General features: G+C 67.0%; 20 protein-coding genes. 12 read left to right on the top strand and 8 right to left on the bottom strand.

The features are described 5' to 3' along the window. Positions 1-53: 53 nt before the first annotated feature. From acnB to ACG01O_RS08100, 6 genes are all read right to left on the bottom strand, one after another. On the bottom strand, positions 54-2,651 hold the full coding sequence (gene acnB / locus ACG01O_RS08075) for a bifunctional aconitate hydratase 2/2-methylisocitrate dehydratase (RefSeq protein ID WP_394383347.1): 2,598 nt from the start codon (positions 2,649-2,651) through the stop codon (positions 54-56). A gap of 29 nt (positions 2,652-2,680) precedes the next feature. Then, positions 2,681-3,100 (bottom strand): type II toxin-antitoxin system VapC family toxin, encoded by a 420-nt coding sequence (locus tag ACG01O_RS08080; RefSeq protein WP_394383349.1) that lies wholly within the window; start codon positions 3,098-3,100, stop codon positions 2,681-2,683. Then, positions 3,097-3,342 carry an AbrB/MazE/SpoVT family DNA-binding domain-containing protein gene (locus ACG01O_RS08085; RefSeq protein ID WP_394383351.1) on the bottom strand — a complete coding sequence of 82 codons (246 nt, stop codon included), beginning with the start codon at positions 3,340-3,342 and terminating at the stop codon, positions 3,097-3,099. The genes ACG01O_RS08080 and ACG01O_RS08085 overlap by 4 nt, the downstream gene beginning before the upstream one ends. Positions 3,343-3,448: 106 nt before the next feature. Continuing rightward, a complete protein-coding gene (locus ACG01O_RS08090) occupies positions 3,449-4,084 on the bottom strand; it encodes a hypothetical protein (RefSeq protein WP_394383353.1) in 636 nt (211 codons plus the stop codon). A gap of 116 nt (positions 4,085-4,200) precedes the next feature. Beyond that, positions 4,201-5,211, bottom strand: coding sequence for an HpcH/HpaI aldolase/citrate lyase family protein (locus tag ACG01O_RS08095; RefSeq protein ID WP_394383355.1), 1,011 nt, complete (start codon positions 5,209-5,211; stop codon positions 4,201-4,203). 58 nt (positions 5,212-5,269) lie between these two features. Further along, positions 5,270-6,256, bottom strand: a complete 987-nt coding sequence (locus ACG01O_RS08100) for a malate dehydrogenase (RefSeq protein WP_394383356.1) — start codon at positions 6,254-6,256, stop codon at positions 5,270-5,272. Positions 6,257-6,342: 86 nt separating this feature from the next. On the opposite strand from ACG01O_RS08100, the gene ACG01O_RS08105 reads away from it, so the two are divergent. The 10 genes from ACG01O_RS08105 to gntR all read left to right on the top strand — a co-directional run bounded on the left by ACG01O_RS08105 (position 6,343) and on the right by gntR (position 15,460). After that, positions 6,343-7,059: a GntR family transcriptional regulator gene (locus tag ACG01O_RS08105; protein ID WP_394383358.1), complete on the top strand. Its 717-nt coding sequence runs from the start codon at positions 6,343-6,345 to the stop codon at positions 7,057-7,059. A gap of 93 nt (positions 7,060-7,152) precedes the next feature. After that, positions 7,153-7,581: a succinate dehydrogenase, cytochrome b556 subunit gene (sdhC, locus tag ACG01O_RS08110; RefSeq protein WP_394383360.1), complete on the top strand. Its 429-nt coding sequence runs from the start codon at positions 7,153-7,155 to the stop codon at positions 7,579-7,581. Between the two features lie 24 nt (positions 7,582-7,605). Continuing rightward, the gene (gene sdhD, locus ACG01O_RS08115) at positions 7,606-7,965 is read left to right on the top strand and encodes a succinate dehydrogenase, hydrophobic membrane anchor protein (RefSeq protein WP_394383362.1); all 360 of its coding nucleotides are present in this window, start codon (positions 7,606-7,608) and stop codon (positions 7,963-7,965) included. Continuing rightward, complete coding sequence (gene sdhA, locus ACG01O_RS08120) at positions 7,965-9,755, top strand: succinate dehydrogenase flavoprotein subunit (protein WP_394383364.1); 1,791 nt, start codon at positions 7,965-7,967, stop codon at positions 9,753-9,755. The genes sdhD and sdhA overlap by 1 nt, the downstream gene beginning before the upstream one ends. A gap of 29 nt (positions 9,756-9,784) precedes the next feature. Then, a complete protein-coding gene (locus ACG01O_RS08125) occupies positions 9,785-10,489 on the top strand; it encodes a succinate dehydrogenase iron-sulfur subunit (protein WP_394383365.1) in 705 nt (234 codons plus the stop codon). Positions 10,490-10,494: 5 nt separating this feature from the next. Continuing rightward, on the top strand, positions 10,495-10,770 hold the full coding sequence (locus ACG01O_RS08130; protein ID WP_394383368.1) for an FAD assembly factor SdhE: 276 nt from the start codon (positions 10,495-10,497) through the stop codon (positions 10,768-10,770). A 27-nt stretch (positions 10,771-10,797) separates the two neighbouring features. Next, positions 10,798-12,108, top strand: a complete 1,311-nt coding sequence (gltA, locus tag ACG01O_RS08135; RefSeq protein ID WP_394383370.1) for a citrate synthase — start codon at positions 10,798-10,800, stop codon at positions 12,106-12,108. Positions 12,109-12,169: 61 nt separating this feature from the next. Then, entirely contained in the window at positions 12,170-13,093 is a 924-nt protein-coding gene (locus tag ACG01O_RS08140) for a ribokinase (protein WP_394383372.1), read from the top strand. 21 nt (positions 13,094-13,114) lie between these two features. Then, positions 13,115-14,425 (top strand): TRZ/ATZ family hydrolase, encoded by a 1,311-nt coding sequence (locus ACG01O_RS08145; protein ID WP_394383374.1) that lies wholly within the window; start codon positions 13,115-13,117, stop codon positions 14,423-14,425. Positions 14,426-14,431: 6 nt separating this feature from the next. Further along, entirely contained in the window at positions 14,432-15,460 is a 1,029-nt protein-coding gene (gene gntR, locus ACG01O_RS08150) for an HTH-type transcriptional regulator GntR (RefSeq protein ID WP_394383376.1), read from the top strand. 45 nt (positions 15,461-15,505) lie between these two features. Here the strand turns inward: gntR and ACG01O_RS08155 are convergent, their stop codons facing one another. Then, positions 15,506-18,346: a gluconokinase, GntK/IdnK-type gene (locus tag ACG01O_RS08155; RefSeq protein ID WP_394383378.1), complete on the bottom strand. Its 2,841-nt coding sequence runs from the start codon at positions 18,344-18,346 to the stop codon at positions 15,506-15,508. A gap of 228 nt (positions 18,347-18,574) precedes the next feature. Between ACG01O_RS08155 and purL the strand changes: the two genes are divergently transcribed. Beyond that, on the top strand, positions 18,575-22,543 hold the full coding sequence (purL, locus tag ACG01O_RS08160) for a phosphoribosylformylglycinamidine synthase (protein ID WP_394383380.1): 3,969 nt from the start codon (positions 18,575-18,577) through the stop codon (positions 22,541-22,543). Positions 22,544-22,636: 93 nt separating this feature from the next. Here purL and ACG01O_RS08165 read toward each other — a convergent pair whose 3' ends face one another. Beyond that, positions 22,637-23,971: an MFS transporter gene (locus tag ACG01O_RS08165; RefSeq protein ID WP_394383382.1), complete on the bottom strand. Its 1,335-nt coding sequence runs from the start codon at positions 23,969-23,971 to the stop codon at positions 22,637-22,639. A 155-nt stretch (positions 23,972-24,126) separates the two neighbouring features. On the opposite strand from ACG01O_RS08165, the gene cyoA reads away from it, so the two are divergent. Continuing rightward, on the top strand, positions 24,127-25,161 hold the full coding sequence (gene cyoA, locus ACG01O_RS08170) for a ubiquinol oxidase subunit II (RefSeq protein WP_394383384.1): 1,035 nt from the start codon (positions 24,127-24,129) through the stop codon (positions 25,159-25,161). Positions 25,162-25,163: the final 2 nt, after the last annotated feature.

A 25,163-nucleotide genomic window follows, 5' to 3' on the forward strand; every position in this document is an offset into this window, starting at 1 on the left:
AAAAAGCCCGCCGGGCTTGCGCGCGGCGGGCGGTGCGGTGAGACCGTTCAGGCTCAGCAGGTCGGGGCCGTGGCCTTGGCGGCGTCGGCGTATTCCTCGATCTGGTCGAAATTCATGTAGCGGTAGACGCTGGCCTTGTCGGCGTCGATCACGCCCATCTCCTTCAGGTACTCCTCCTTGGTCGGCAGGCGGCCCAGGCGGGATGCGATGGCCGACAGCTCCGCCGAGCCCAGGAACACGTTGGTGTTCTTGCCCAGGCGGTTCGGGAAGTTGCGGGTGGAGGTGGAGATGACGGTCGCGCCTTCACGCACTTGCGCCTGGTTGCCCATGCACAGCGAGCAGCCCGGCATTTCGGTGCGCGCTCCAGCGGTGCCGAAGGCGGCGTAGTGGCCTTCCTTGATCAGCTCGCTCTGGTCCATCTTGGTCGGCGGGGCGACCCACAGCTTGACCGGGATGTCGCGCTGGCCGCCCAGCAGCTTGGCCGCGGCGCGGAAGTGGCCGATGTTGGTCATGCACGAACCGATGAAGGCTTCGTCGATCTTGGTGCCGGCGACTTCGGACAGGAACTTGGCGTCGTCCGGGTCATTCGGGCAGCAGACGATGGGCTCCTTGATGTCGGCCAGATCGATCTCGATCACGGCGGCGTACTCGGCGTCCTTGTCGGCTTCCAGCAGGTTGGGGTTGGCCAGCCAGGCTTCGACCTTCTCGATGCGGCGCTGCAGCGTCTTCGCGTCAGCGTAACCGTCGGCGATCATGTTCTTCATCAGCACGACGTTGGAGGTCAGGTACTCCTTGATCGGGGCCGGGTTGAGCTTGATCGTGCAGCCGGCGGCCGAGCGTTCAGCCGACGCGTCGGACAGCTCGAACGCTTGCTCGACCTTCAGGTCCGGCAGGCCTTCGATTTCCAGGATGCGGCCCGAGAACACGTTCTTCTTGCCGGCCTTGGCGACGGTCAGCAGACCGGCCTTGATGGCGTACAGCGGGATGGCGTGCACCAGGTCGCGCAGCGTCACGCCCGGCTGCATCTCGCCCTTGAAGCGCACCAGCACCGATTCCGGCATGTCCAGCGGCATCACGCCCGTGGCAGCACCGAAGGCCACCAGGCCCGAGCCGGCGGGGAAGGAGATGCCGATGGGGAAGCGGGTGTGGGAGTCGCCACCGGTGCCGACCGTGTCGGGCAGCAGCAGGCGGTTCAGCCAGCTGTGGATGACGCCGTCGCCCGGGCGCAGTGCCACGCCGCCGCGGTTGCTGATGAAGGCCGGCAGCTCGCGGTGGGTCTTGACGTCCACCGGCTTCGGGTAAGCGGCGGTGTGGCAGAAGGACTGCATGACCAGGTCGGCCGAGAAGCCCAGGCAGGCCAGGTCCTTCAGCTCGTCGCGGGTCATCGGGCCGGTCGTGTCTTGCGAACCGACGGTGGTCATCTTGGGCTCGCAGTAGGTGCCCGGGCGCACGCCCTGGCCTTCCGGCAGGCCAACCGCGCGGCCGACCATCTTTTGCGCCAGCGTGAAGCCGGCGTTGGATGCGGCAGGCGCTTGCGGCAGGCGGAACAGCGTCGAGGCGGGCAGGCCCAGGAACTCGCGCGCCTTGGCGGTCAGCGAGCGGCCGATGATGAGGTTGATGCGGCCGCCGGCGCGCACCTCGTCGAACAGCACGTCGCTCTTGAGCTTGAACTCGGCGACGGTTTCGCCGTTCTTCACCAGCTTGCCGTCATAGGGCAGCACGTCGATGACGTCGCCCATCTCCAGCTTGCTGACGTCCACTTCGATGGGCAGCGAGCCGGAGTCTTCCTGGGTGTTGAAGAAGATCGGCGCGATCTTGCCGCCCAGCGTCACGCCGCCGAAGCGCTTGTTCGGCACAAAGGGGATGTCTTGGCCCGTGGCCCAGATCACCGAGTTGGTGGCGGACTTGCGCGAGGAGCCGGTGCCGACCACGTCGCCCACGTAGGCCACGAGGTTGCCCTTCTTCTTCAGGTCCTCGATGAACTGCATCGGGCCGCGCTTGCCGTCTTCCTCGGGCTTGAAGGCCGCATCCGGGCGGGTGTTCTTCAGCATCGCCAGGTAGTGCAGCGGAATGTCCGGGCGGCTCCAGGCGTCAGGAGCCGGCGACAGATCGTCGGTGTTGGTTTCGCCGGGCACCTTGAAGACGGTGACGGTGATCTTCTTCTCGACCTCGGGGCGGGAGGTGAACCACTCGGCATCGGCCCAGCTCTTCATCACTTCCTGGGCCTTGGCGTTGCCGGCCTTGGCCTTGGTGGCGACGTCGTTGAAGTAGTCGAACATCAGCAGGGTCTTCTTCAGACCTTCGGCCGCGACGCCGGCGACTTCGGCGTCGTCCAGCAGTTCGATCAGCGGATGCACGTTGTAGCCGCCCACCATGGTGCCCAGCAGCTCGGTGGCCTTGGCCTTGGAGATCAGGCCGACGGCGATGTCGCCGTGCGCGACGGCGGCCAGGAACGAGGCCTTGACCTTGGCGGCGTCGTCCACGCCCGGGGGCACGCGGTGGGTCAGCAGGTCCAGCAGGAAGGCATCTTCACCAGCCGGCGGGTTCTTGATCAGCTCGATCAGCTCGGCCACCTGCTTGGCGTCCAGGGCCAGGGGGGGAATGCCGAGCGCGGCGCGTTCAGCAACGTGTTGACGGTAGGCGGTGAGCATGGTGTTCTCCAGTTGAAATCAAGCCGAAATCAGGCGCCGGGCACGATGACCCTGAGCCCTTTGAAATAGTCGCGAAAAAAGCCTTGGTCGCGAGTGATGAGCGCCTGGCACTGCAGCAGGGCGTGGGCGCCGATGAGGAAATCCGGAACGGTGCGCGGGCCGGCGGCCAGTTGGCCGGTGGTGCGCTGGCGCTCTTTGTAACGCCGTTGCATCTCGCCTGCACGCACGGCCGCGCGGGATTCGATGGGGGAGTAGACGATGCCCACGCCTTCCAGCGCGTCGAGCAACTCGGCCCCGAACCCCAGGCCCGACACCACTTCGCTCAGCACGACATCGCACGCCACGACCGGGCCGCGCGCCAATGCCTGGCGCAGGCAGTCCTCCGCCGCCTCGGCACCGGCGTCACCGCCGAGGAGGTCGATCAGTACGGAGGAGTCGATGGCGATCACGGCTCGACCGGATCGCCTGGGGCGCGACCGCGGAGGTCGCGCATCACGTCGTCGGTGGTGACGCCGTCAGGCAGCTTGAAACGCCCGCGCAGCTTGGCGAGCGCGTCGTCGACGTTCTTGCGAAGGATGATGCGCCCGCCGTCCAGCTCCACCTTGAGCGTGGTGCCTTTGGTCAGCCCGAGTGCGTCTCGGACGGCTTTGGGCAGCGTGATCTGCCCGCGTTCGGCAACGGTGGCTTCCATGGGGCCTCCAGCGGCTGAGTGGCGCTGAAGGCACGTCGCTCAGGTATGCATCAGAAAGTATGTATTCATTCTACATACCCGAACTTCGGGTTTCAACTGAGACAGCTCACTTGCTCAGTTTGGTGGGCTTGGCGCCGTTGGCGGGCTTCGCCGGCTTGGCGGCCGGGGCGGGCGCAGCCGCCGTTTCCGGGGCCGTGGGCGTGATGCCCAGGCCGCTGCGGGCGGCTTCGGCGGCGTCGGCCTCCGGGTCGGCCAGCTTGGCAGCCTTGGCGGCAGCGATGAGCTTTTCCTGCTCCGGGTGCACGCAGTCGTCGAGCAGGCGCTGACCGATCTTGGTGTCCAGCAACATCGACTTGTTGGCGATCTGGATCATCAGCGTGCGGCCGGTCACGTCTTCCAGGCGCAACGCGCCGGTGGAGGACAGCACGGGCTTCATCGTGATGACCTGCTTCTTCCAAGCGACGTTGATGTAGCCCGCCACCTTGGGGTGCTTGTCGATGTGCACCGATTCCTTGAACTCGCAGGCGTACTCGCCCAGGTAGGCGCGCTCGGCGGCAGCCAGTTGCGGCTCGTCGGCGTCGGTCAGCACGGGCTCCGGCGGCGGCGCCACGGGCTTCTTGACCGCAGGCGCCTTGGCCGCTGGTTTGGCAGCCGGCTTGGCCGGGGTGGTTTGCGCCAGGGCGGGCAGGGCGGCAGCGAGAACGAGGGCAGCAGCGGCGCTGCGGAGCACGGGGTACGACATGGCGATGCGGAAAAGAGAGTGAACAGGGCGGCCGGCATCTTGGGGCTTGCACCCGCGGCCGGCGGTGAACAGATGTGTCGATTGTCTGCGCCGCGCGGGGCTGCACGGCTGCTGCTTTACCCCAGGGCGCTTGAAAAGAACGCGTGTTGCGCGGCGTCAGGCAGCGGGCGGCCGGTGCGCTGTGCGCGCTCCAGCACGGTCCAGAAATAGCGGAAGCTGGCGCGGTCGTGCAGGCGGTCGCGGAAGGAAATGGGGGCCCAGTGCGCGGCTTGGGCTTGCAGCAGCAAGTCGGTTGCTTCCGTGATTTCGTCGTCGGCCGGCGCAAACGCCGAAAGGATGGGGCGGATCTGGTCCGGGTGGATGCTCCACATCCGCGTGTAGCCCATCTCGCGTGCGGCGCGCTGAGCGGCAGCAGCCAAGCGCTGCGTGTCGCGGAACTCTGTCACCACGCAATGCGACGGCGTCTTGCTGGCGGCGTGTGCCGCGGCCGCCACTTCCAGCTTGGCCCGCACCACCAGCGGGTGCTCGAACTGCCCGGGCAACTCCATGGCCGATTTCGGGATGGCGCCGCCATGGGCCGAGACGAAGTCCATCAGCCCGAACGAGAGCGACTCGATGCGCGGGTGCGCAGCGATGCGAAACACATCACGCAGCGCACCGTGGGTTTCGATCAGCACCTGCAGCGGCAGCTTGGGTCGGCCGTGGTGTTCGCAGGCGGCGTCGATGGCCGCCACAGCGCGCTCCACGTCCTCGGCGCTGTCGGGCTTGGGCACCATCAGGTAGGCCAGGCGGTGGCCCGCGCGGCCGATCAGGGTGTCGACATCGGCCTCGAACGCCGCGTGGCCCCAGGGGTGCACGCGGGCGCCCACGCGGCCGAAGCGGTTGTCGGCGCTGTTGGCAATCTCCGCGATCAGCAGCGCGTGTTCGGCCTCGCCGCCCACCGGGGCGCCGTCTTCAGCGTCCAGCGTGATGTCGAACACCGGGCCGAGTTCAGCCTGCAGCGTCAGGCTCTTGCGCATCCGCGCCTCCACGCCGCAGTAGTGGTCCACCACCGGCAGGGTGGGGCGGGCGGGCTCGTGGCCGAACAAGGCCAGACGGGGGTGCAGCGGTGCAGTGGAATCGGTCATCGGCAATGAAAAAGGGCCGGCAAGCCGGCCCTTTGCAACGAGAGGCTCAAGCCCCGGATTACAGCAGGTGCTTGACGCCGTCCTGCTCGTCCGTCAGTTCCTTCAGCGTCTTGTTGATGCACTCTTGCGAGAAGGCGTCGATCTCGATGCCCTGGACGATCTTGTACTCGCCGCCTTCGCAGGTGACGGGGTAGCCGAACATGACTTCCTTGGGGATGCCGTATTCGCCACCCGACGGGATGCCCATCGTGACCCACTTGCCGTTGGTGCCCAGGGCCCAGTCGCGCATGTGGTCGATGGCAGCGTTGGCGGCCGAGGCGGCCGACGACAGGCCACGAGCGGCAATGATGGCCGCGCCGCGCTTGCCAACGGTGGGCAGGAACACTTCACGGTTCCACTGCTCGTCGTTGATCAGGTCCTTGACCGACTGGCCGTCGATCGTGGCGTTGCGGTAGTCGGCGTACATCGTGGGCGAGTGGTTGCCCCACACGGCCAGCTTCTCGATGGAACCCACGGCCTTGCCGGTCTTGGCAGCGATCTGCGAAGCGGCGCGGTTGTGGTCCAGGCGCAGCATGGCGGTGAAGTTCTTGGCCGGCAGGTCCGGGGCCGACTTCATCGCGATGTAGGCATTGGTGTTGGCGGGGTTGCCGACCACCAGCACGCGCACGTTGCGCGATGCAACGGCGTTCAGGGCCTTGCCTTGCACCGTGAAGATCTGGGCGTTGGCGGCGAGCAGGTCAGCGCGCTCCATGCCGGGGCCGCGCGGACGGGCGCCCACCAGCAGGGCGTAGTCGGTGTCCTTGAATGCGGTCATCGGGTCGCTGTGGGCTTCAATGCCGGCCAGCAGCGGGAAGGCGCAGTCTTCCAATTCCATGATCACGCCCTTCAGCGCGTTCTGAGCCTTTTCGTCGGGAATCTCCAACAGCTGCAGGATCACGGGCTGGTCTTTGCCCAGCATTTCGCCGGATGCAATGCGGAACAGCAGGGCGTAGCCAATCTGGCCGGCAGCGCCGGTAACGGCGACGCGAACGGGTTTCTTGCTCATGAAAGTCTCCGAAGGGGCAGTTGAAAAGCGAAAAGCTGGGCTAAACCGGTCAAGTGTACGGGCATACCCTGTGCTGCAATGCGGGCATGCCCAAGTCCGCCGCCCCGCTTTACGAGCAGATCCGTGAATTGATCGTGGCCGCTTTGGCCGGCGGCGAATGGCGCCCCGGCGACGCGCTGCCCAGCGAGGCTGCGTTGGCCGCCCGCTTCCAGGCCAGCCCGGGCACGGTGCGGCGGGCGCTGGACGAGCTGGCCGCAGCGCACGTGGTGGAGCGCCGCCAGGGTGCCGGCACGTTCGTGGCCACCCACACGGCGCCGCGCGACGCCTACCGGTTCTTGCGGCTGGTGTCGGACGAAGGAAAAAAGGGTTTCACCCGCCGGCTGGTGCACTGTCGCCGGGCGCGCGCGTCGGCAGAAACCGCGCGCATGCTGCAACTGCGCACGGCCGAGCCCGTGATCGAAGTACGGCGGCTGTTGCTGCGCGGGGACCGACCGGCCGTGCTGGATGACCTGTGGTTGCCTGAGCGCCACTTCAAGGGCCTGACGAGCGACGTGATCAACGGCTACGCCGGCACGCTGTACGCGCTGTTCGAAGAGCGCTACCAGGTGCACATGGTGCGTGCGGAAGAAAAGCTGCGCGCCGTCTCGGCGAGTGAAGAGGCGGCCGGATTGCTGGCCGTGGCGCCTGGGCATCCGCTGCTCAGCGTGGACCGAGTGGCCTACACCTACGGCGGTCGGCCGGTGGAGCTGCGGCGCGGTCTCTACCACACGGAATCCGACCATTACCGCAACGACTTGAACTGAATCTGACAATGCCGCACTGCAGCAACCGCGAAGCTCGGCCTCCGTGTTGGCCCTAGAATCTTTCGGTTTCACATTGATTACGCAGGCTCGACCATGACGGACAGCGCCAAGACCCGCCCGGTCTTCACCAATATCCACGTCACGCAAATCGTCAGTTACCGCCTTCCGCCTGCTGGCATTGTTTCCATCCTGCATCGCATCAGCGGCCTGCTGATGTTTTTGCTGCTGCCCTTCGTGGTCTGGATGCTGGACAACAGCCTCAGTTCGGAAATCTCGTTCGAAGCGTTCACCAACGTTTTCGTGGCGGGTGTGGCGGGTATCCCTGGCTGGTTTGTGAAACTGGTGGCCTTGGGTTTGATCTGGGCTTACCTCCACCACTTCATTGCCGGCGTGCGCCACCTCTGGATGGATGCCACCCACAGCGTGAGCAAGGCTCAAGGCCACAGCTCGGCCGTGGTGACGCTGGTGCTGAGCGTGCTGCTGACGGTGGCGCTGGGCGCCAAGCTGTTCGGCCTGTACTGATCCCATCGCACAAGGACAACAACAATGAGCACATTCGGCTCCAAGCGCCTGGTCGTGGGCGCGCACTACGGACTGCGTGACTGGCTGGCCCAGCGCGTCACGGCCGTTCTGATGGCCCTGTTCACGGTCGCCCTGCTCGTGCAGGTGCTGATGCCCGGCGCTCTCGGCTACGACCGTTGGGCAGCGATCTTCTCCCAGCAGTGGATGAAGGTTCTGAGTTTCGTGACCATCCTGGCTCTGGCCTATCACGCCTGGGTGGGCGTGCGGGACATCTGGATGGACTACATCAAGCCGGTTGGCATTCGACTGGCCCTGCAAGTGTTTTCGATCGTGTGGCTGCTTGGCTGTGCCGGCTGGGCAATCCAGGTGCTGTGGAGACTGTGATGACGGCAAAGATTTCGACCCGCAAGTTCGACGTGGTCATCGTCGGGGCCGGTGGCTCCGGCATGCGCGCCTCGCTGCAATTGGCGCGCGCTGGCCTGAACGTGGCCGTGCTGTCCAAGGTTTTTCCGACCCGTTCGCACACGGTGGCCGCCCAAGGCGGTATCGGCGCGTCGTTGGGCAACATGTCTGAGGACAACTGGCATTACCACTTTTTCGATACCGTCAAGGGCTCGGACTGGCTGGGTGACCAGGACGCCATCGAATTCATGTGCCGTGAGGCGCCCAAGGTCGTGTACGAACTTGAGCACTTCGGCATGCCGTTCGACCGCAATGCGGACGGCACCATCTACCAGCGCCCGTTCGGCGGCCACACCGCCAACTACGGCGAAAAGCCGGTGCAGCGCGCTTGCGCGGCGGCGGACCGCACCGGTCACGCCATGCTGCACACGTTGTACCAGCAGAACGTCAAGGCCCGCACGCAGTTCTTCGTCGAATGGATGGCGCTGGACCTGATCCGCGACGCCGAAGGCGACGTGGTTGGCGTGACCGCGCTGGAAATGGAAACCGGCGAGATCCACATCCTGCACGCCAAGACGGTGCTGCTGGCCACCGGTGGCGCAGGTCGCATCTTTGCGGCCTCCACCAACGCCTTCATCAACACCGGTGATGGCCTGGGCATGGCGGCGCGCGCTGGCATCCCGCTGGAAGACATGGAGTTCTGGCAGTTCCACCCGACCGGCGTGGCCGGTGCCGGCGTGTTGCTGACCGAAGGCTGCCGTGGTGAAGGAGCGATCCTGCGCAACGCCAACGGCGAACGCTTCATGGAGCGTTATGCCCCGACGCTGAAGGATCTGGCACCGCGTGACTTCGTGTCCCGCTGCATGGACCAGGAAATCAAGGAAGGCCGTGGCTGTGGTCCCAACAAGGACTACGTCGTGCTGGACATGACCCACCTGGGCGGCGAGACGATCATGAAGCGCCTGCCGTCAGTGTTCGAAATTGGCCACAACTTTGCCAACGTCGACATCACGAAGGAGCCGATCCCGGTTGTGCCGACCATCCACTACCAGATGGGTGGCATCCCGACCAACATCCACGGTCAGGTGGTGGTGCCGAAGAACGGCAACCCCAACGAGGTCATCAACGGCCTGTACGCCGTGGGCGAATGCTCCTGCGTCAGCGTGCACGGCGCCAACCGTCTGGGCACGAACTCGCTGCTGGACCTGTTGGTGTTCGGTCGTGCCGCCGGCAACCACATCGTGGACTTCGCCTCGCGCACCAAGTCGCACAAGCCGCTGCCGGCTGATGCCGCAGGCCAGTCGCTGTCTCGCGTGGCGCGTCTGGACAACAGCAACTCGGGCGAATACGCCCAGGACGTGGCGAACGACATCCGCTCGGCGATGCAAAAGCACGCGGGCGTGTTCCGCACGCAGGCCTCCATGGACGAAGGCGTTGTCAAGATTGCAGCACTCGCGGAGCGCGTGAAGGCGATCACGCTGAAGGACAAGTCCAAGGTGTTCAACACTGCGCGCATCGAAGCGCTGGAAGTGGAAAACCTCATTGAGTGCGCGCAAGCCACCATGGTGTCGGCGGCCGCCCGCAAGGAAAGCCGCGGTGCGCATACGGTGAACGACTACGGCGACTCCCCCGAGTATCCGAACGGCCGTAACGACGCCGAATGGATGAAGCACACGCTGTGGTACTCCGAAGGCAATCGTCTGGATTACAAGCCCGTCAACCTCAAGCCCCTGACGGCCGAATCCATTCCGCCCAAGGTCCGGACGTTCTGATCCCGGCTGGCCTGACGAAAGCAAACATCATGACCAAGCGCACCTTTCAGATTTACCGTTACGACCCGGACAAGGACGCCAAGCCGTACATGCAGACCCTGGAGGTCGAGCTCGACGGTTCCGAGCGCATGTTGCTGGACGCCTTGATGAAGCTCAAGGCACTGGACCCGACGCTGAGCTTCCGCCGCAGCTGCCGCGAAGGCGTGTGCGGCTCGGACGCCATGAACATCAACGGCAAAAACGGCCTGGCGTGTCTGACCAACATGCGCACGCTGCCGCAAACCGTGGTGCTCAAGCCGCTGCCGGGTCTGCCCGTGGTCCGCGACCTGATCGTGGACATGACGCAGTTCTTCAAGCAGTACCACTCGATCAAGCCCTACCTCGTCAACGAGAACATTCCGCCGGAGACCGAGCGTCTGCAGTCGCCGGAAGAGCGTGACGAGCTCAATGGCCTGTATGAGTGCATCCTGTGCGCGAGCTGCTCCACGAGCTGCCCGAGCTTCTGGTGGAACCCCGACAAGTTCGTGGGCCCGGCTGGTTTGCTGCAGGCCTACCGCTTCATCGCGGACAGCCGCGACCAAGCCACCAACGAGCGCCTGGACAACCTGGAAGATCCGTACCGCCTGTTCCGTTGCCACACCATCATGAACTGCGTGGATGTGTGCCCGAAGGGTCTGAACCCCACGAAGGCCATCGGCAAGATCAAGGAACTGATGGTTCGCCGCGCGGTCTGACAGCCATGAGCGAGATTGCAACCCCGATGATTGACGAGCGCGCGCTGTCCAAGCTGCGCTGGCGCTGCCGTCGGGGCTTGCTCGAGAACGATTTGTTCATTGAACGATTCTTTACGCGTCATGCCGACACCGGTATCAGCGTCACGCAAGCTGACGGCTTGACGATGTTGATGGATTTGGCCGACAACGACCTTCTCGATCTCCTGCTGTGCCGCAAGGAACCCAGTGGTGACCTGGACGTCGAGTCCGTTCGCGAAGTGCTCGCCGACCTGCGCACCTGAAGTTTTCAAAACCCTAAGGACTGACCTATGACCCCGTCCGACGTCAAAGCCACCCTGTCGTTCTCCGACGGCAGCCCCTCGATGGATCTGCCCCTGTACAAGGGCAGCATCGGCCCGGATGTCATCGACATCCGCAAGCTGTACGGCCAGACTGGCAAGTTCACGTACGACCCGGGCTTCCTGTCCACGGCCTCGTGCAATTCCACGATCACCTACATCGACGGCGACAAGGGCGAGCTGCTGTACCGCGGCTACCCGATCGAGCAACTCGCAGTGAACTGCGACTACCTCGAGACCTGCTACCTGCTGCTGTACGGAGAGCTGCCGAACGAAAGCCAGAAGGCTGACTTCGAATACAAGGTCATGCACCACACGATGGTGAATGAGCAGATGCAGTTCTTCCTGCGTGGCTTCCGCCGTGACGCCCACCCGATGGCCGTCATGACGGGCCTGGTGGGTGCGATGTCGGCCTTCTATCACGACAGCACCGACATCAATAACCCCGAGCACCGTGAGATCGCGGCGATCCGCCTGATCGCCAAGATGCCCACGCTCGTGGCCATGGCCTACAAGTACACGATCGGCCAGCCGTACATCTACCCGAAGAACGACCTCTCGTACGCCGGCAACTTCATGCGCATGATGTTTGCCACGCCGTGCGAGGAGTACAAGCCCAACGACGTGCTGGTGCGCGCGATGGATCGTATCTTCACGCTGCACGCCGACCACGAGCAAAACGCGTCGACCTCGACCGTGCGCCTGTGCGGCTCGTCGGGCACCAACCCGTTTGCGGCCATCGCCGCTGGCGTGGCTTGCCTGTGGGGCCCGGCTCACGGCGGCGCCAACGAGGCCTGCCTGAACATGCTGGGCGACATCCAGAAGAACGGCGGCGTGGCGCGCATTGGCGACTTCATCAGCAAGGTCAAGGACAAGAACTCCGGCGTCAAGCTGATGGGTTTCGGTCACCGTGTCTACAAGAACTACGACCCGCGCGCCAAGCTGATGCGCGAGACCTGCCACGAAGTGCTGAACGAGCTGGGCCTGCAGAACGACCCGTTGTTCGAACTGGCCATGAAGCTGGAAAAGATTGCGCTGGAAGACGAGTACTTCGTCGCCCGCAAGCTGTACCCGAACGTGGACTTCTACTCGGGCATCGTGCAGCGCGCCATCGGAATCCCGGTGCCGCTGTTCACCGCCATCTTCGCGCTGGCTCGCACGGTCGGCTGGATCGCCCAGCTCAATGAGATGATCGGCGACCCCGAGTACAAGATCGGCCGTCCGCGCCAGCTGTTCGTCGGCGCCGCACAGCGCGACGTGAAGCCCATCGGTCAGCGCTGATCGCTTCTCGCCTCAAGCGAACCCCTCGGTGCCCCCGAGGGGTTTTTCATTTGGAGTCCTGATGTCCGTTCCCGAGATCCTGGTGCTTGGCAGCGTCAACCGTGACCTGATCGTGCACGCGCCGCGGCTGCCCCTGCCGGGGGAAACCTTGCGCGGCCAGCGTTTTGGGTCGTGCCTGGGCGGCAAAGGGGCGAACCAGGCTGTGGCCGCAGCCCGTTTGGGCGCGCGCGTCGCGCTGGCGGCACGGGTGGGCCTGCAGGAAAACGGCGCCGCCATGGTGGCGCAACTCCAGGCGGAAGGTGTGGACACGCGTGCCGTGGCGCAGCCGGCCGACGAAGTGCCCGGCGTGGCCCTGATCGTGGTGGGCGCTGACGATGCCGAGAACCAGATCGTCACCGTCGCCGGCTCCAACGGCACCTTGCCGCTGGCGCAGGTTGAAGCGCTGGCTTTGGATGGCCTGCGCTGGTTGGTGGCGCAGCAGGAATTGCCGCTGCAAAGCGTGGCCCGCGCGTTTGAGCGGGCCCGTGCAGCCGGCGTGAAAGCGCTGCTGAACGCTGCGCCTTACCGCCCAGGCTGCGAATCGCTGCTGCCGTTGGTGGACGTGCTGGTTGTCAACGCCCTGGAAGCCCAGGCGCTGGTGACGACGCTGGGTGGTGGCACGGCCGAGCCCGAGGCGTTGGCGCGCACGCTGCGGGCCCAGGGGCCATCGGCCGTGCTGGTGTCGTTGGGTTCTGACGGCCTGTGCTGGGTTGACGCGCAGGGCGCGCGGCGCGTGCCGGCCCGGCCCGTGAAGGCTGTCGACACGGTCGGCGCTGGCGATACCCTCGTGGGTGCGCTTGTCACGGCCCTGGCCGAAGGCCAGCCCATCGGGACGGCGCTCGCATTCGCCCAAGCTGCCGCAGCGCTGGCCGTGTCCCGCCCAGGCGTGCAGGACGCGATGCCGCGTCGCGAAGAAGTCGAGCAGCTGCTCGCGCAAGATCACTGAATCCCACAAGGAGAACAAGAGATGTCCCAGACCCTGCTGCTGCCCCATTGGATCCTGACCATGAAGTCCGGCGAAGACACGCTGGAGAACCACGGCCTGCTGATCGATGGCGAGCGCATCGCTGCGATCGGCCCCCATGCCGACTTGCTGGCCCAATACCCGAACGCCACGCGCGTGGACCTGCCCGAGCAGATCCTGATCCCCGGCCTCATCAACGGCCATGCGCACTCGGCCATGACGCTGCTGCGCGGCGTGGCGGACGACGTGCCGCTGATGGACTGGCTGCAAAACCACATCTGGCCGCTCGAGAAGAAGTGGGTCAGCGAGGCCTGGACCTATCTGGGCAGCAAGCTGGCGGCCGCCGAAGGCCTGCGCAGCGGCACGACGTACATCAACGACATGTACTTCTTCCCGACCGCGATGGCCCGTGCCGCCGTGGACTCGGGCGTGCGTGCCGCCGTGTCGATGAACGTGATCGACTTCCCCACGGGCTATGCCTCGGGCCCGGACGACTACATCGCCAAGGGCGTGGCCGCGTACGAGCAGTACAAGGGCGAGAAGCTGCTGGACTGGACCAGCGCCCCGCACGCGCCGTACACCGTGTCGGACGAGACCTTCGTCAAGCTGCGTGATCTGGCCGAGAAGCTCGACATCCAGATGCACTGCCACATCCACGAGACGGCGGGCGAGGTGAGCGACGGCCTGAAGGCCCACGGCGTGCGCCCGATCGCGCGGCTGGACAAGCTGGGCCTGTTCAACGAGCGCATGATCGCTGTGCACATGGTGCACTTGGACGAAGCCGAGATCGAACTGATGGCCAAGAAGGGCGTGCACCTGGTGCACAACCCGAATTCCAACCTGAAGCTGGCCTCCGGCGTGATGCCGTTGAAGGCGCTGGAAGCTGCGGGCGTCAACACGATCCTTGGCACGGACGGCGCCGCGTCCAACAACCGCCTGGACATGTTTGGCGAGATCCGCTCGGCCGCGCTGCTGGCCAAGGGCATCACCGGCGACCCGACGGTGGCCTCGGCCCGTACGGCGCTGGAGATGGCGACCATCCGCGCCGCCAAGGCCATGGGCCGGGCGGACGACCTCGGCTCGCTGGAGGTCGGCAAGCTGGCCGACGTCGTGGCCGTGTCGCTGGACAGCCTGGAGTGCCAGCCGGTCTACAACGCCGCGGCGCAGCTGGTCTACGTGGCCGGCCGCGAGCACGTCAGCAACGTGTGGGTCGGCGGCCGCCAACTGCTCAAGGATCGTCAGCCCACCACCATCGATGTGCCCAGCCTGCTGGCCGAGGTGCGCGATGTGGTCGGCCGCATGAAGGCCGGCTGACCGGCGATGGCCGGAAGCTCCGGGCGGCGCACCCGCGCCACGGGCCGCGTCACGCTGGCGGACGTGGCGCGTGAGGCGGGCGTCAGCCCCATCACGGTGTCGCGCGCCTTGCGTGGTGAGCGGGCGGTGGCCCCGGAGTTGGTGGCGCGTGTGCAAGCCGCGGCCACCGCGCTGGGCTATGTGCCCGACCCGGCCGCACGCGCGCTGGCTTCGGCCCGCAGCGCCAACGTGGCGGTGCTGATCCCCAAGCTCAGCAACACGGTGTTCGTGGACTTGTTGGACGCGGTGCAGCACACGTTGGTGCCGGCGGGTTACCAGACGCTGATCGGCGTGACGCACTACGACGCGGCCACGGAAGAAGCGGTGTTGCGCAGCGTCCTGGCCCACCGGCCTGCGGGGCTCATCGTCACCGGCAGCGACCGCAGCGCGGCAGCCCACGCCTTGATCCGCGGCAGCGGCCTGCCGTGCGTGCGGGTGATGGACCTGGGCGCCGACGAAGGCGGCCACAGCGTGGGCTTCTCGCAGCGCGAGGCCGGCCGGGCGTTGACGCAGCACTTGCTGGACAGCGGCCGGCGCCGCATTGCCTACGTGGCCGCGCAGCTGGACCCGCGCACGCTGGAGCGGGGCGAGGGCTACCGGGCCGCGCTGGCGCAGGCGGGGCTGGCCGACCGCGTGGTGCAGGTGTCGAGCCCCGAGCCCTCCTCGATGGCGCTGGGCGGCGCGCTGCTGGCGCGCGTGCTGCGCGAGGCGCCGGAGACGGACGCCATCTTCTTCTGCAACGACGACCTGGCCCAGGGCGCCTTGCTGGCCGCGTTGCGGCTGGGCATGGCGGTGCCGGGCCGGCTGGCGATGGCAGGCTTCAACGACCTGCCGGGCAGCGACCAGATGGTGCCTCCGTTGACCACCGTGGCCACGCCGCGCCGGGAGATTGGCACGCAGGCGGCCCAGATGCTGACGGCGCTGATGCGTGGCCAACCCGTGGACCCGCCGCACCTGGACCTCGGCTTCGAGGTCGTGCGTCGCGCCAGCACCTGAGCGCTTTGCGTCAGGGCCCCGAGCTGATGCTTGAGGCGTGACCCGTCAGGCGATTTCCACGTCCAGCCGGTAGTCGCGGCCCGCTTCGATGTGCCGCACCACGCCGTCCGCCAGCGGCTCACCATTCAGCAGCACGCGGTGCACACCGGTGCGGCGCACCCGCAGCGTGAAATGCGCGCCGCGGAATTCACGTGTCGCGTCCAGCCGGTCCCAGCATGAGGGCAACTGCGGCTGCACCCGCAAGCCCTCGGCGCAGCCGCTCAACCCGCACAGGCCCTCGATCACGCTGCGGTAGGCCCAGGCCGCCGTGCCGGTGTTGAACAGCTGGCTGGAGCGGCCCGCGGTGCGTGGGTACTGGGCGTGCGCACCGCGGTAGTAGTTCGGAATGAACACCGGCATCTGGCCGCGCTGGCGCAGGTCGGCTTCGTCAGGCCCCGGGATCATGCGGCGCAGTGCACTGAAGGCGCGGTCGGCCTCGCCGATGTCGTACATCGCATGCACGTAGAAGCTCGCCGCGTGGTTGTAGACGGCGCCGTTCTCGGCGGAGCCGGGATGCTTCTGCGTCACCCGGCCCACATCGCTGCGCATGCGGGAGTAGGGCGGGTTGAACATCGCCATGCCGTGCGGCGTGTCCAGTTGCGCGTCGATGGCGGCGAGCATCCGGCGGCGCTGGTCGTCGTTGGCCGCGCCGCTGAGCAGCGCCCAGGACTGCGGGTTCAGGTAGATGCGCCCTTCGGCGTCGGCTTGGATGCCGAAGCGCACCCCGTCGTCGGTGATGCCGCGGGCGAACCAGTCGCCGTCCCACAGGTGGCGGTTGGCCGCGTCGTTCAGCTCCTGCGCGGCGCTTTGCCAGCGCGTGGCGGCCTCGGTGCGGCCCGCGTCGGCGCACACGCCGGCCCAGAGCTTCATGGCATACGCCGCAGCCACCGTCAGCCAGCCGGACACGCCACGGCCCTGGTAGCCCACCATGTTCATCGGGTCGCACCAGTCGCCCTGCGCAATGAAGCTCAGGCCGCGCGCATCGCGGTCTTGGTGCAGCCAGGCCATGGCCGCGTCCAGCCGCTCGGCCACGGTGCGGCCGTTCACCAGCGCGTCCAGCAGGGCGAGGTCGCCCGTCTCGCCCACGTAGGCCTGCAGGCACACGGGCAGCCACACGCAGTGGTCGGTGTGCGGCACCTGGTTGATGTACTTCAGCTCGGCGCCTTCCACCAGCAGGATGCCGTCGGGCATGGCGCCGTTGTCGCGCTGCTGGCTCAGCGCGTGCAGCAGCGCGCCGCGCGTGACGGCCGGGGCCAGGTAGGCCATGCCGAGGTGGTCTTGCAGGTAGTTGCGCGTCTGCGGGTCGGTGCTGAGGCGGTTCACATCGCCGTGATAGAAGACCTGGCGAGGCAGCCAGTGGTTCACGAAGCGGTCGAAGTCGGGGTCGGGCGACTGGATGCGCAGGCCGCCGCGGCCGCGGTCGATGTAGGCGGCGTAGGCCTCGCGCGCCCGGGCGAAGCCGTTGGCGCTGAGGTAGGTGTCGCGCACCCGGGCGATCTCGGCGTCGTCCAGCGCCGGGCCGAACAGGAAACGGTAGGTTTGCTGGTCGCCCGGCTCCAGCGGCAGCCGGTACTGCACGCAGGCGGCGGGTGTTTCGTAGCGGGCGTCGCCGCAGGCCAGCTGCTCGCCTTGCAGGGCGCTCGGCGCATGCAGCCCGCCTTCGCCCTCGAACGCGGCTTGGCAGGCTTCCCAGGCGTCGGGCGTGCTTTCGCACAGGAAGTAGGTCTGGTCCTTGAGGTGCAGGTTCTTGAAGTGGTCGGCCACCTTTTGGTAGGGCGTCACGCTGCGGGCGACAACGCCGCCCAGGTCGGCCCGCCACTCGGCGGACTGGTTCATCCACGACATGTTGCCGATCGGGAAATACGGCACCACGCTGAGCCGGCGGGGGCGGTCTCTCAGGTTGGTGATGCGCAGCTCCCACAGCTCGACCACGTCTTCCGCGGGCAGGCCCAGCGTCATTTCCACGCGCACGCCCCCGTGTTCCACGGTCCAGCCCAGCGCGTGTCGGCCCACGGTGAAGCGGAACTGCGCGACGGGCGCTCGAACGGGCTCGTAGGGGGCGGAGAAGAGGGTGCCGGTCTCCTCGTCCTTCACGTACACGAAGCGGCCCGGGTGGTGCGCGTAGTACGCCTGCTCGGGCTGCATGAAGGTCTTGGCCTCGAGGTTGGGCGCGTGGGCGTACTTGGCCGGCTCGGGCTGCATGAACTGCGCGGTGGCGTAGCCGCGGCAGGTGGCGTGAATCATCATGCGGCGGTTCCACAGGAAGCCGCCGGCCAGGGGCAGGGCGGTGGGGCTGTGCAGTTCGCAGCGTGCGCCGTCATCGGGGTGCGTGAGCCACGCCGGCCCGGCAGCGCTTGCCGTCAGCCACTGCTGGATGTCGGCCACCAGGGCTTCGATGGGGCGCGTGGCGTCCAACTGCAGCACACCGGCTTCATCGATGGGGGGCTCCAGCGTTTGGAACTGGCTGGCCACGAGGCGGGGGTCGAAGAAGTGCCCGGGCCGTTCGGCCACCCGCCGCTCGGCGTCCTCGCGGGGCAGGCTCAGGAACACGAAGCGCAGGCCCGGGCTCGCCGCACGCAGTTGCTCGCGGTAGCGGCGCTTCAGGGCGGAGCAGGTGAGCACCTGCGGCGGCGCGCCGCGCAGGCACTGGGCCAGCGCCGCCAGCCAATCGGCCCGGTCGTCGTCTGACAGCGGGTCACCCTGCGCCATCTTCTGGCGACTGTGCGCGCTGTGGAAGGCGTCGCCTTCGGTCCAGGGCAGGTTCAGGGCCTGCGCCAGCGGCGCGGCCAGGCTGGACTTGCCGCAGCCGGCGACGCCCATGAGCACGAGGGAGGTGGGGGCAGACATGGGCGACGTGAGGGTTGAGCGGCTGATCGTGGAGGCCGTTGTAGGCATTGGATAGCGCTATCCTAAAGCGCATTTCTGAGGTGGCGATGCGCGTCAACCCGGTGCTCGGCGGTGCGGGCGGTGAGCGCCTCAGTAGAATCCCGCCCGCCGCACGCCGTTCCGAGCCTCCGGGCCGGCGCCCCCGAGAACCGCGAGCCCCGACTCGCGCCCAGCCTGCTTCCGGACTCCATGGCCCTGACCTCGCATCTGACCCACTTCGAGGGCGGCAACGCCCTTTCCGACTTCCGCGCTCAGGCCCTGTTGGCCCGGCTGCAAGAGGTCAGTGCCCGCATCACCGGCATCACGGCCCGTGCGGTGCATTGGGTCTGGACCGACGCGCCCCTGCAAGACGCCGACCGTGAGCGCTTCGCCGCGCTGCTGACCTACGGCGAGCCAGCCGTGGCCGACGCCACCGGCGACTTGGTGGTGGTGACCCCGCGCTTCGGCACGGTCAGCCCCTGGGCGTCCAAGGCCACCGACATCGCCCGCAACTGCGGTCTGGTGCTCAAGCGCGTGGAGCGTGTGGTGGAGTACCGCATCGCCACCAAGAACAGCTTGCTGGGCCTGGGCGGCGCCAAGCCGCTGACGGCTGACGAACTGAACGCCTGCGCCGCACTGCTGCACGACCGGATGACCGAGTCGGCCTGCTTCAGCCGCGACGAGACGCAACACCTGTTCGACGAGCGCACCGCCGAACCGCTGGCCCATGTGGACGTGCTGGGCGCCGGTCGCGCAGCGCTGGAAAAGGCGAACGTTGAGTTCGGCCTGGCGTTGTCGGGCGACGAGATCGACTACCTGGAAACCAACTTCAAGAAGCTGGGCCGCAACCCCAGCGACGTGGAACTGATGATGTTCGCGCAGGCCAACAGCGAGCACTGCCGGCACAAGATCTTCAACGCGAGTTTCACGGTGGATGGTGAGGCTCAGCCGCTGTCGTTGTTCGGCATGATCCGCAACACCGAGAAGCTGAACCCGCAGCACACGGTCATTGCTTACTCCGACAACGCCGCCGTGATGGAAGGCCATGCCATCCAGCGCTGGATGCCGGCGCCCACGGCGGGCGCGCCCTACGCGGCGCGGGCGGAGCAGGCGCAAGTGCTGATGAAGGTGGAAACGCACAACCACCCGACCGCCATTTCGCCCCACCCGGGCGCGTCCACTGGCGCGGGCGGTGAAATCCGCGACGAAGGCGCCACCGGCCGCGGCTCCAAGCCCAAGGCGGGCCTGACGGGCTTCTCGGTGTCCAACCTGCACCTGCCGGGGCTGAGCGAACCGTGGGAGCAGAACCCGGTCGGCAAGCCGGCCCACATCGCCAGCGCGCTGGACATCATGATCGAAGGCCCGCTGGGCGGCGCGGCTTTCAACAACGAGTTCGGCCGGCCCAACCTGGCCGGCTACTTCCGCGTGTTTGAGCAGACCGTCGCCGGCGTGCGCCGCGGCTACCACAAGCCCATCATGATCGCGGGCGGTCTGGGCACGATCCGCTCGGACCTGACCAAGAAGATTGAGTTCCCGGCCGGCACGCTGCTGATTCAGCTCGGTGGCCCGGGCATGCGCATCGGCATGGGCGGCGGCGCCGCGTCGTCGATGGCGGCGGGCACGAACACGGCCGATCTGGACTTCGACTCGGTGCAGCGCGGCAACCCGGAGATCGAGCGCCGGGCGCAGGAAGTCATCAACCACTGCTGGGGCCTGGGCGCCGAGAACCCGGTGCTGGCCATCCACGACGTAGGCGCGGGTGGCATCTCCAATGCCTTCCCTGAGCTGGTGAATGACGCCGGCCGCGGCGCGCGATTCGATCTGCGCAACGTGCCGCTGGAAGAGTCGGGCTTGGCCCCGAAGGAAATCTGGTGCAACGAGAGCCAGGAGCGCTACGTGCTGGCCATCGCGCCGGAAAGCCTGCCGCAGTTCCAGGCCTTCTGCGAGCGCGAGCGCTGCCCGTTCGCGGTGATTGGTGTGGCGACCGAAGAGCGTCAGTTGCAGCTGGTGGATGACCTGGCCGGCGACGACCATCCCATCGACATGCCCATGGACGTGCTGCTCGGCAAGCCGCCCAAGACCCACCGCAACGTGACCCGCGTGGCCCGCGATGGCGGCGCGCTGGACCTGACGGGCGTGAGCCTCGAAAAGGCCGCGTTCGACGTGCTGCGCCACCCGACCGTGGCCAACAAGCGCTTTCTGGTGACCATTGGCGACCGCACCGTGGGCGGCCTCAACCACCGCGACCAGATGGTGGGCCCGTGGCAGGTGCCGGTGGCGGACTGCGCCGTCACGCTGGCGGACTTCAACGGCTTTGCCGGCGAAGCCATGAGCATGGGGGAGCGCACGCCGCTGGCGTCGGTGAACGCGCCCGCCTCGGGCCGCATGGCCGTGGCCGAGGCCATCACCAACCTGTTGGCCGCGCCCATCGAGCTGCCGCGTGTGAAGCTCAGCGCCAACTGGATGGCCGCCTGCGGCGAAGCCGGTGAAGACGCAGCACTGTTCGACACCGTGAAGGCGGTGGGCATGGAGCTGTGCCCGGCGCTGGGCGTGTCCATCCCGGTGGGCAAGGATTCGCTGTCCATGCGTACCAAGTGGGACGCCAACCAAGTCACCGCGCCGGTGTCGCTGATCGTGTCGGCCTTTGCCAGCATCGGTGATGTGCGGGGCACGCTCACGCCGGAGTGGCAGCGTGAAGACTCCTGCCTGATCCTGGTGGACTTGGGCAACGGCAAGCACCGCCTGGGCGGCTCCATCCTGGCGCAGACGCTGAACCAGTTCGGCAACGACGTGCCTGACCTGGACGATCCGCAACAGCTGGTGGCGCTGGTCCACGCCGTCAACGAACTGCGCGGCCAAGGCAAGCTGCTGGCCTACCACGACCGCTCGGACGGCGGCTTGTGGGCGGCGGCCTGCGAAATGGCTTTTGCCAGCCAGACCGGCCTGAGCCTGAACGTGGACCTGCTGGTGACGGAAGGCGACGGCATCACCGACAGCCGTGCGGACACGGGTGACTCCAAGAACTGGGCCACCCAGGTGGGTGCACGCCGGGACGAGCTGACGCTCAAGGCACTGTTCGCTGAGGAACTGGGTGCGCTGATTCAGGTGCGTGCGGCCGACCGCGACGCGGCGCTGCAGGTGCTGCGCGCACACGGCCTGTCCAAGCATTCGCACGTGGTGGCCAAGCCGAACGCGGCGCGTCAGATGGAAGTCTGGCGCGATGCCAAGAAGGTGTTCGGCGCCGACCTGGGCGCGCTGCAGCAGACCTGGGACGAGGTGAGCTGGCGCATCGCCCAGCTGCGCGACAACCCGGCCTGCGCCGACGCCGAGCACGCTGCGGCGGGCCAGGCCAGCGACCCCGGCATGCACGTGCACCTCACGTTCACGCCCGAAGCGCCTGCCGTTATCACCGGCGCGCGGCCCAAGGTGGCCATCCTGCGCGAGCAGGGCGTGAACTCGCACGTCGAGATGGCGTATGCGATGGCGCTGGGCGGCTTCGAGAGCTTCGACGTGCACATGAGCGATCTGCAGTCAGGCGCAGTGAAGCTGGACGGCTTTGCGGCCTTCGTGGCCTGCGGCGGCTTCAGCTATGGCGACACGCTGGGCGCGGGTGAAGGCTGGGCGCGCAGCATCATGTTCAACCCGGTGTTGGCCGAGCAGTTCCGCACCTTCTTCGCGCGGCCCGACACGCTGGCCCTGGGCGTGTGCAACGGCTGCCAGATGCTGGCCGCGCTTGCGCCCATCATTCCGGGAGCCGACGCCTGGCCGCGCTTCACGCGCAACCAGAGCGAGCAGTTCGAGGCGCGCCTGTCGATGGTGGAGGTGCTGGAGTCTCCCAGCGTGTTCTTCCAGGGCATGGCCGGCAGCCGCTTGCCCATCGCGGTGGCGCACGGTGAGGGCTTTGCAAACTTCGCCCGCCAAGGGGATGCGGCCAAGGCCATCGCGGCCATGCGCTTCGTCGACAACCAGGGTGCCGCCACTGAGACCTACCCGTTCAACCCGAACGGCAGCCCGGGCGGCTTGACCTCGGTGACCACGGCCGACGGCCGCTTCACGGCGCTGATGCCGCACCCGGAGCGCGTGTTCCGCAACGTGCAGATGAGCTGGACCTCGGGTGACCGTGCCCAGCACAGCCCGTGGCTGCGCATGTTCCAGAACGCACGAAAGGCGCTGGGCTGATCGGCGGCGGGGCCGCCGGTGGGCGGCGCCCACCAGCACTCACCAAAACAAAGCGGGCCCGAGGGCCCGCTTTTTTGTGGGTTCAGTGTCGGTTCAGTCTTGCACAACCGCGGCGCTGCGCAGGCGCTTGTTCACGCGCAGGGCCACCAACGTGCAGGCCACGCCCGACAGCAGATACACGCTGACGGCCCCTAGGCCGAAGCGCGACGACAGGTACAGCACGGCCGCCGGCGCAAAGGCCGCGCCCAGCAGCCAGGCCATGTCGGCGGTCAGGGCTGCACCGGTGTAACGGAAGTGCGGAAGGAAGTTGGACGTCACCGAGCCCGCCGATTGGCCGTACGACAAGCCCAGCAGCACAAAGCCGATCAGGATGAAGGCCGCCTGGCCGGGCTTGCCGCCGCCCAGCATGAAGGGCGCGAACAGCGCGAACACGCCGATGGCCAGCGCCAGGGAACCGAGGAAGCTGCGGCGCCCGATCTTGTCGGCGATCAGGCCTGACATCGGCATGGCCGCGGCAGCAAACGCGGCACCCAGCAGCTCCATCTTCATGAAGTCGGCCGCGCCGCCCGTGCCTTCGAACAGGTGAACCCACGACAGCGGGAACACCGTGACGAGGTGGAAGAGGGCGTAGCTGGCCAGTGCCGCGAAGGCGCCGATCACGATGTGGTGGCCTTGGGCCGGCAGCAACTCGCCCAGGCGGGCCGGGTCCAGCTCATGCTCTTCCATGCGCTGTTCGTATTCATGCGTCACCACCAGGCGCAGTCGGGCGAAGAGCGCCACGACGTTGATGGCGAAGGCCGTGAAGAACGGGAAGCGCCAGCCCCAGGACAAGAAGTCCTTGGTGTCCAGGCTGCCGTACACGTACAGGAACACGCCCGAGGCCACGAAGAAGCCCAGCGGCGCCCCCAGTTGGCCCAGCATGGCGTACCAGCCCCGGCGGTGGGCCGGGGCGTTCAAGGCCAGCAGGGAGGGCAGGCCGTCCCACGATCCACCCAGCGCCAGACCTTGACCCACGCGGCACAGGGCCAGCAGGGCGATGGCGGTTTCGCCAGCCTCGCGGTAGGACGGCAGCAGACCCATGGCCACCGTGGAGCAGCCCAGCAGGAAGAGGGCGGCCGTCAACTTGGCCGAGCGGCCGAAGCGGCGCTGGATTTCCATGCCGATCAGCGTGCCCACCGGGCGCACCACGAAGGCCAGCGCGAACACCAGGAAGGCGTACAGCGTGCCGGTCAGCCCGTCTGCAAACGGGAAGAAGAGTTGGGGGAACACCAGCACCGAGGCGATGCCGAAGACGAAGAAGTCGAAGTACTCGGACGCTCGGCCAATGATGACGCCAACGGCGATGTCACCCGGGGCCAGATCCGCGTCGGAACGGCCCAGAACCGGCCGGGAATTGGGGGCTTGGAAGGTACTGCTCGCGATGCCCATGATGGCGTGTCTCCGTTTGTGCCTAGGACAAAATGTCCAATCGTTGATTTAGCTCAATCAACTTACATTCCGTCGCTGCCCGCAAGATCGTTAACCCTCGCGTGCCTCTCAGGATGTACCCCAATCACACTCTCCTTCGCCGCGCGTCGGTCCCCATGCTGGGACTTCTTCTCGCGGGCTGCAACGGTGTGGTGATGAAGCCCCACGGCGACATCGCCCAGCAGCAAGCCAACCTCATCGTCACTTCCACGCTGCTGATGCTGCTGATCATCGTGCCGGTGATCGTGCTGACGCTGTACTTTGCCTACCGATACAGGCAATCCAACACGGAGGCGACCTACACGCCGGATTGGGACCATTCCACCCGGCTGGAGCTGGTCATTTGGGGTGCGCCGCTGCTGATCATCATTGCGCTGGGCGCGATCACCTGGATCAGCACCCACAAGCTCGACCCCTTCCGCCCGCTGGACCGCATTTCGGAAGAGAAACCCCTGGCCGCTGACGTGAAGCCGCTGGAGGTGTACGCCGTGTCCATGGACTGGAAGTGGCTGTTCATCTACCCGGAGCAAGGCATTGCCACCGTGAACGAGCTGGCCGCGCCGGTGGATCGCCCGATTCACTTCCGGTTCACCTCCACGACGGTGATGAACACCTTCTACGTGCCCGCGCTGGCCGGCATGATCTACACGATGCCCGGCATGGAGACGCAACTCCACGCCGTCATCAACAAGCCCGGCGTGTACGACGGCCTCTCGGCCCACTACAGCGGCGCTGGCTTCTCGGACATGCGCTTCAAGTTCCATGGCCTGTCGGACGACGCGTTCGCGCAGTGGGTGCAGTCCAACAAGGCTGGCGGCAACACGCTGACGCGGGCGGACTACCTGCAACTGGAACAGCCGAGCACCAAGGAACCCATCCGCCGCTTTGCCAGCGTGGAGCCGGGCCTGTGGAGCGCCATCGTCGACCGCTGCGTGGACGGCAAGAAGATGTGTTCCAGCCAGATGATGGCCATCGACGCGGCCGGCGGCGCCGGCAAGGGCGGCGTGGCCAGCACGATGCGCAGCCCGTGGCGTGACGCCGACGGCCTGCAGCGCGACCGCACGGTCGTGGCTGCCCTGTGCACGCCCACCAACCCGCTGGGCCTCCCTCTCGACACCGCGGACGCCTCGGCGGCCGTGAAGAAGAACTGAGC

It is taken from the genome of Pelomonas baiyunensis (assembly GCF_043555935.1).
In the GTDB taxonomy this organism is placed as follows: domain Bacteria; phylum Pseudomonadota; class Gammaproteobacteria; order Burkholderiales; family Burkholderiaceae_C; genus Pelomonas; species Pelomonas baiyunensis.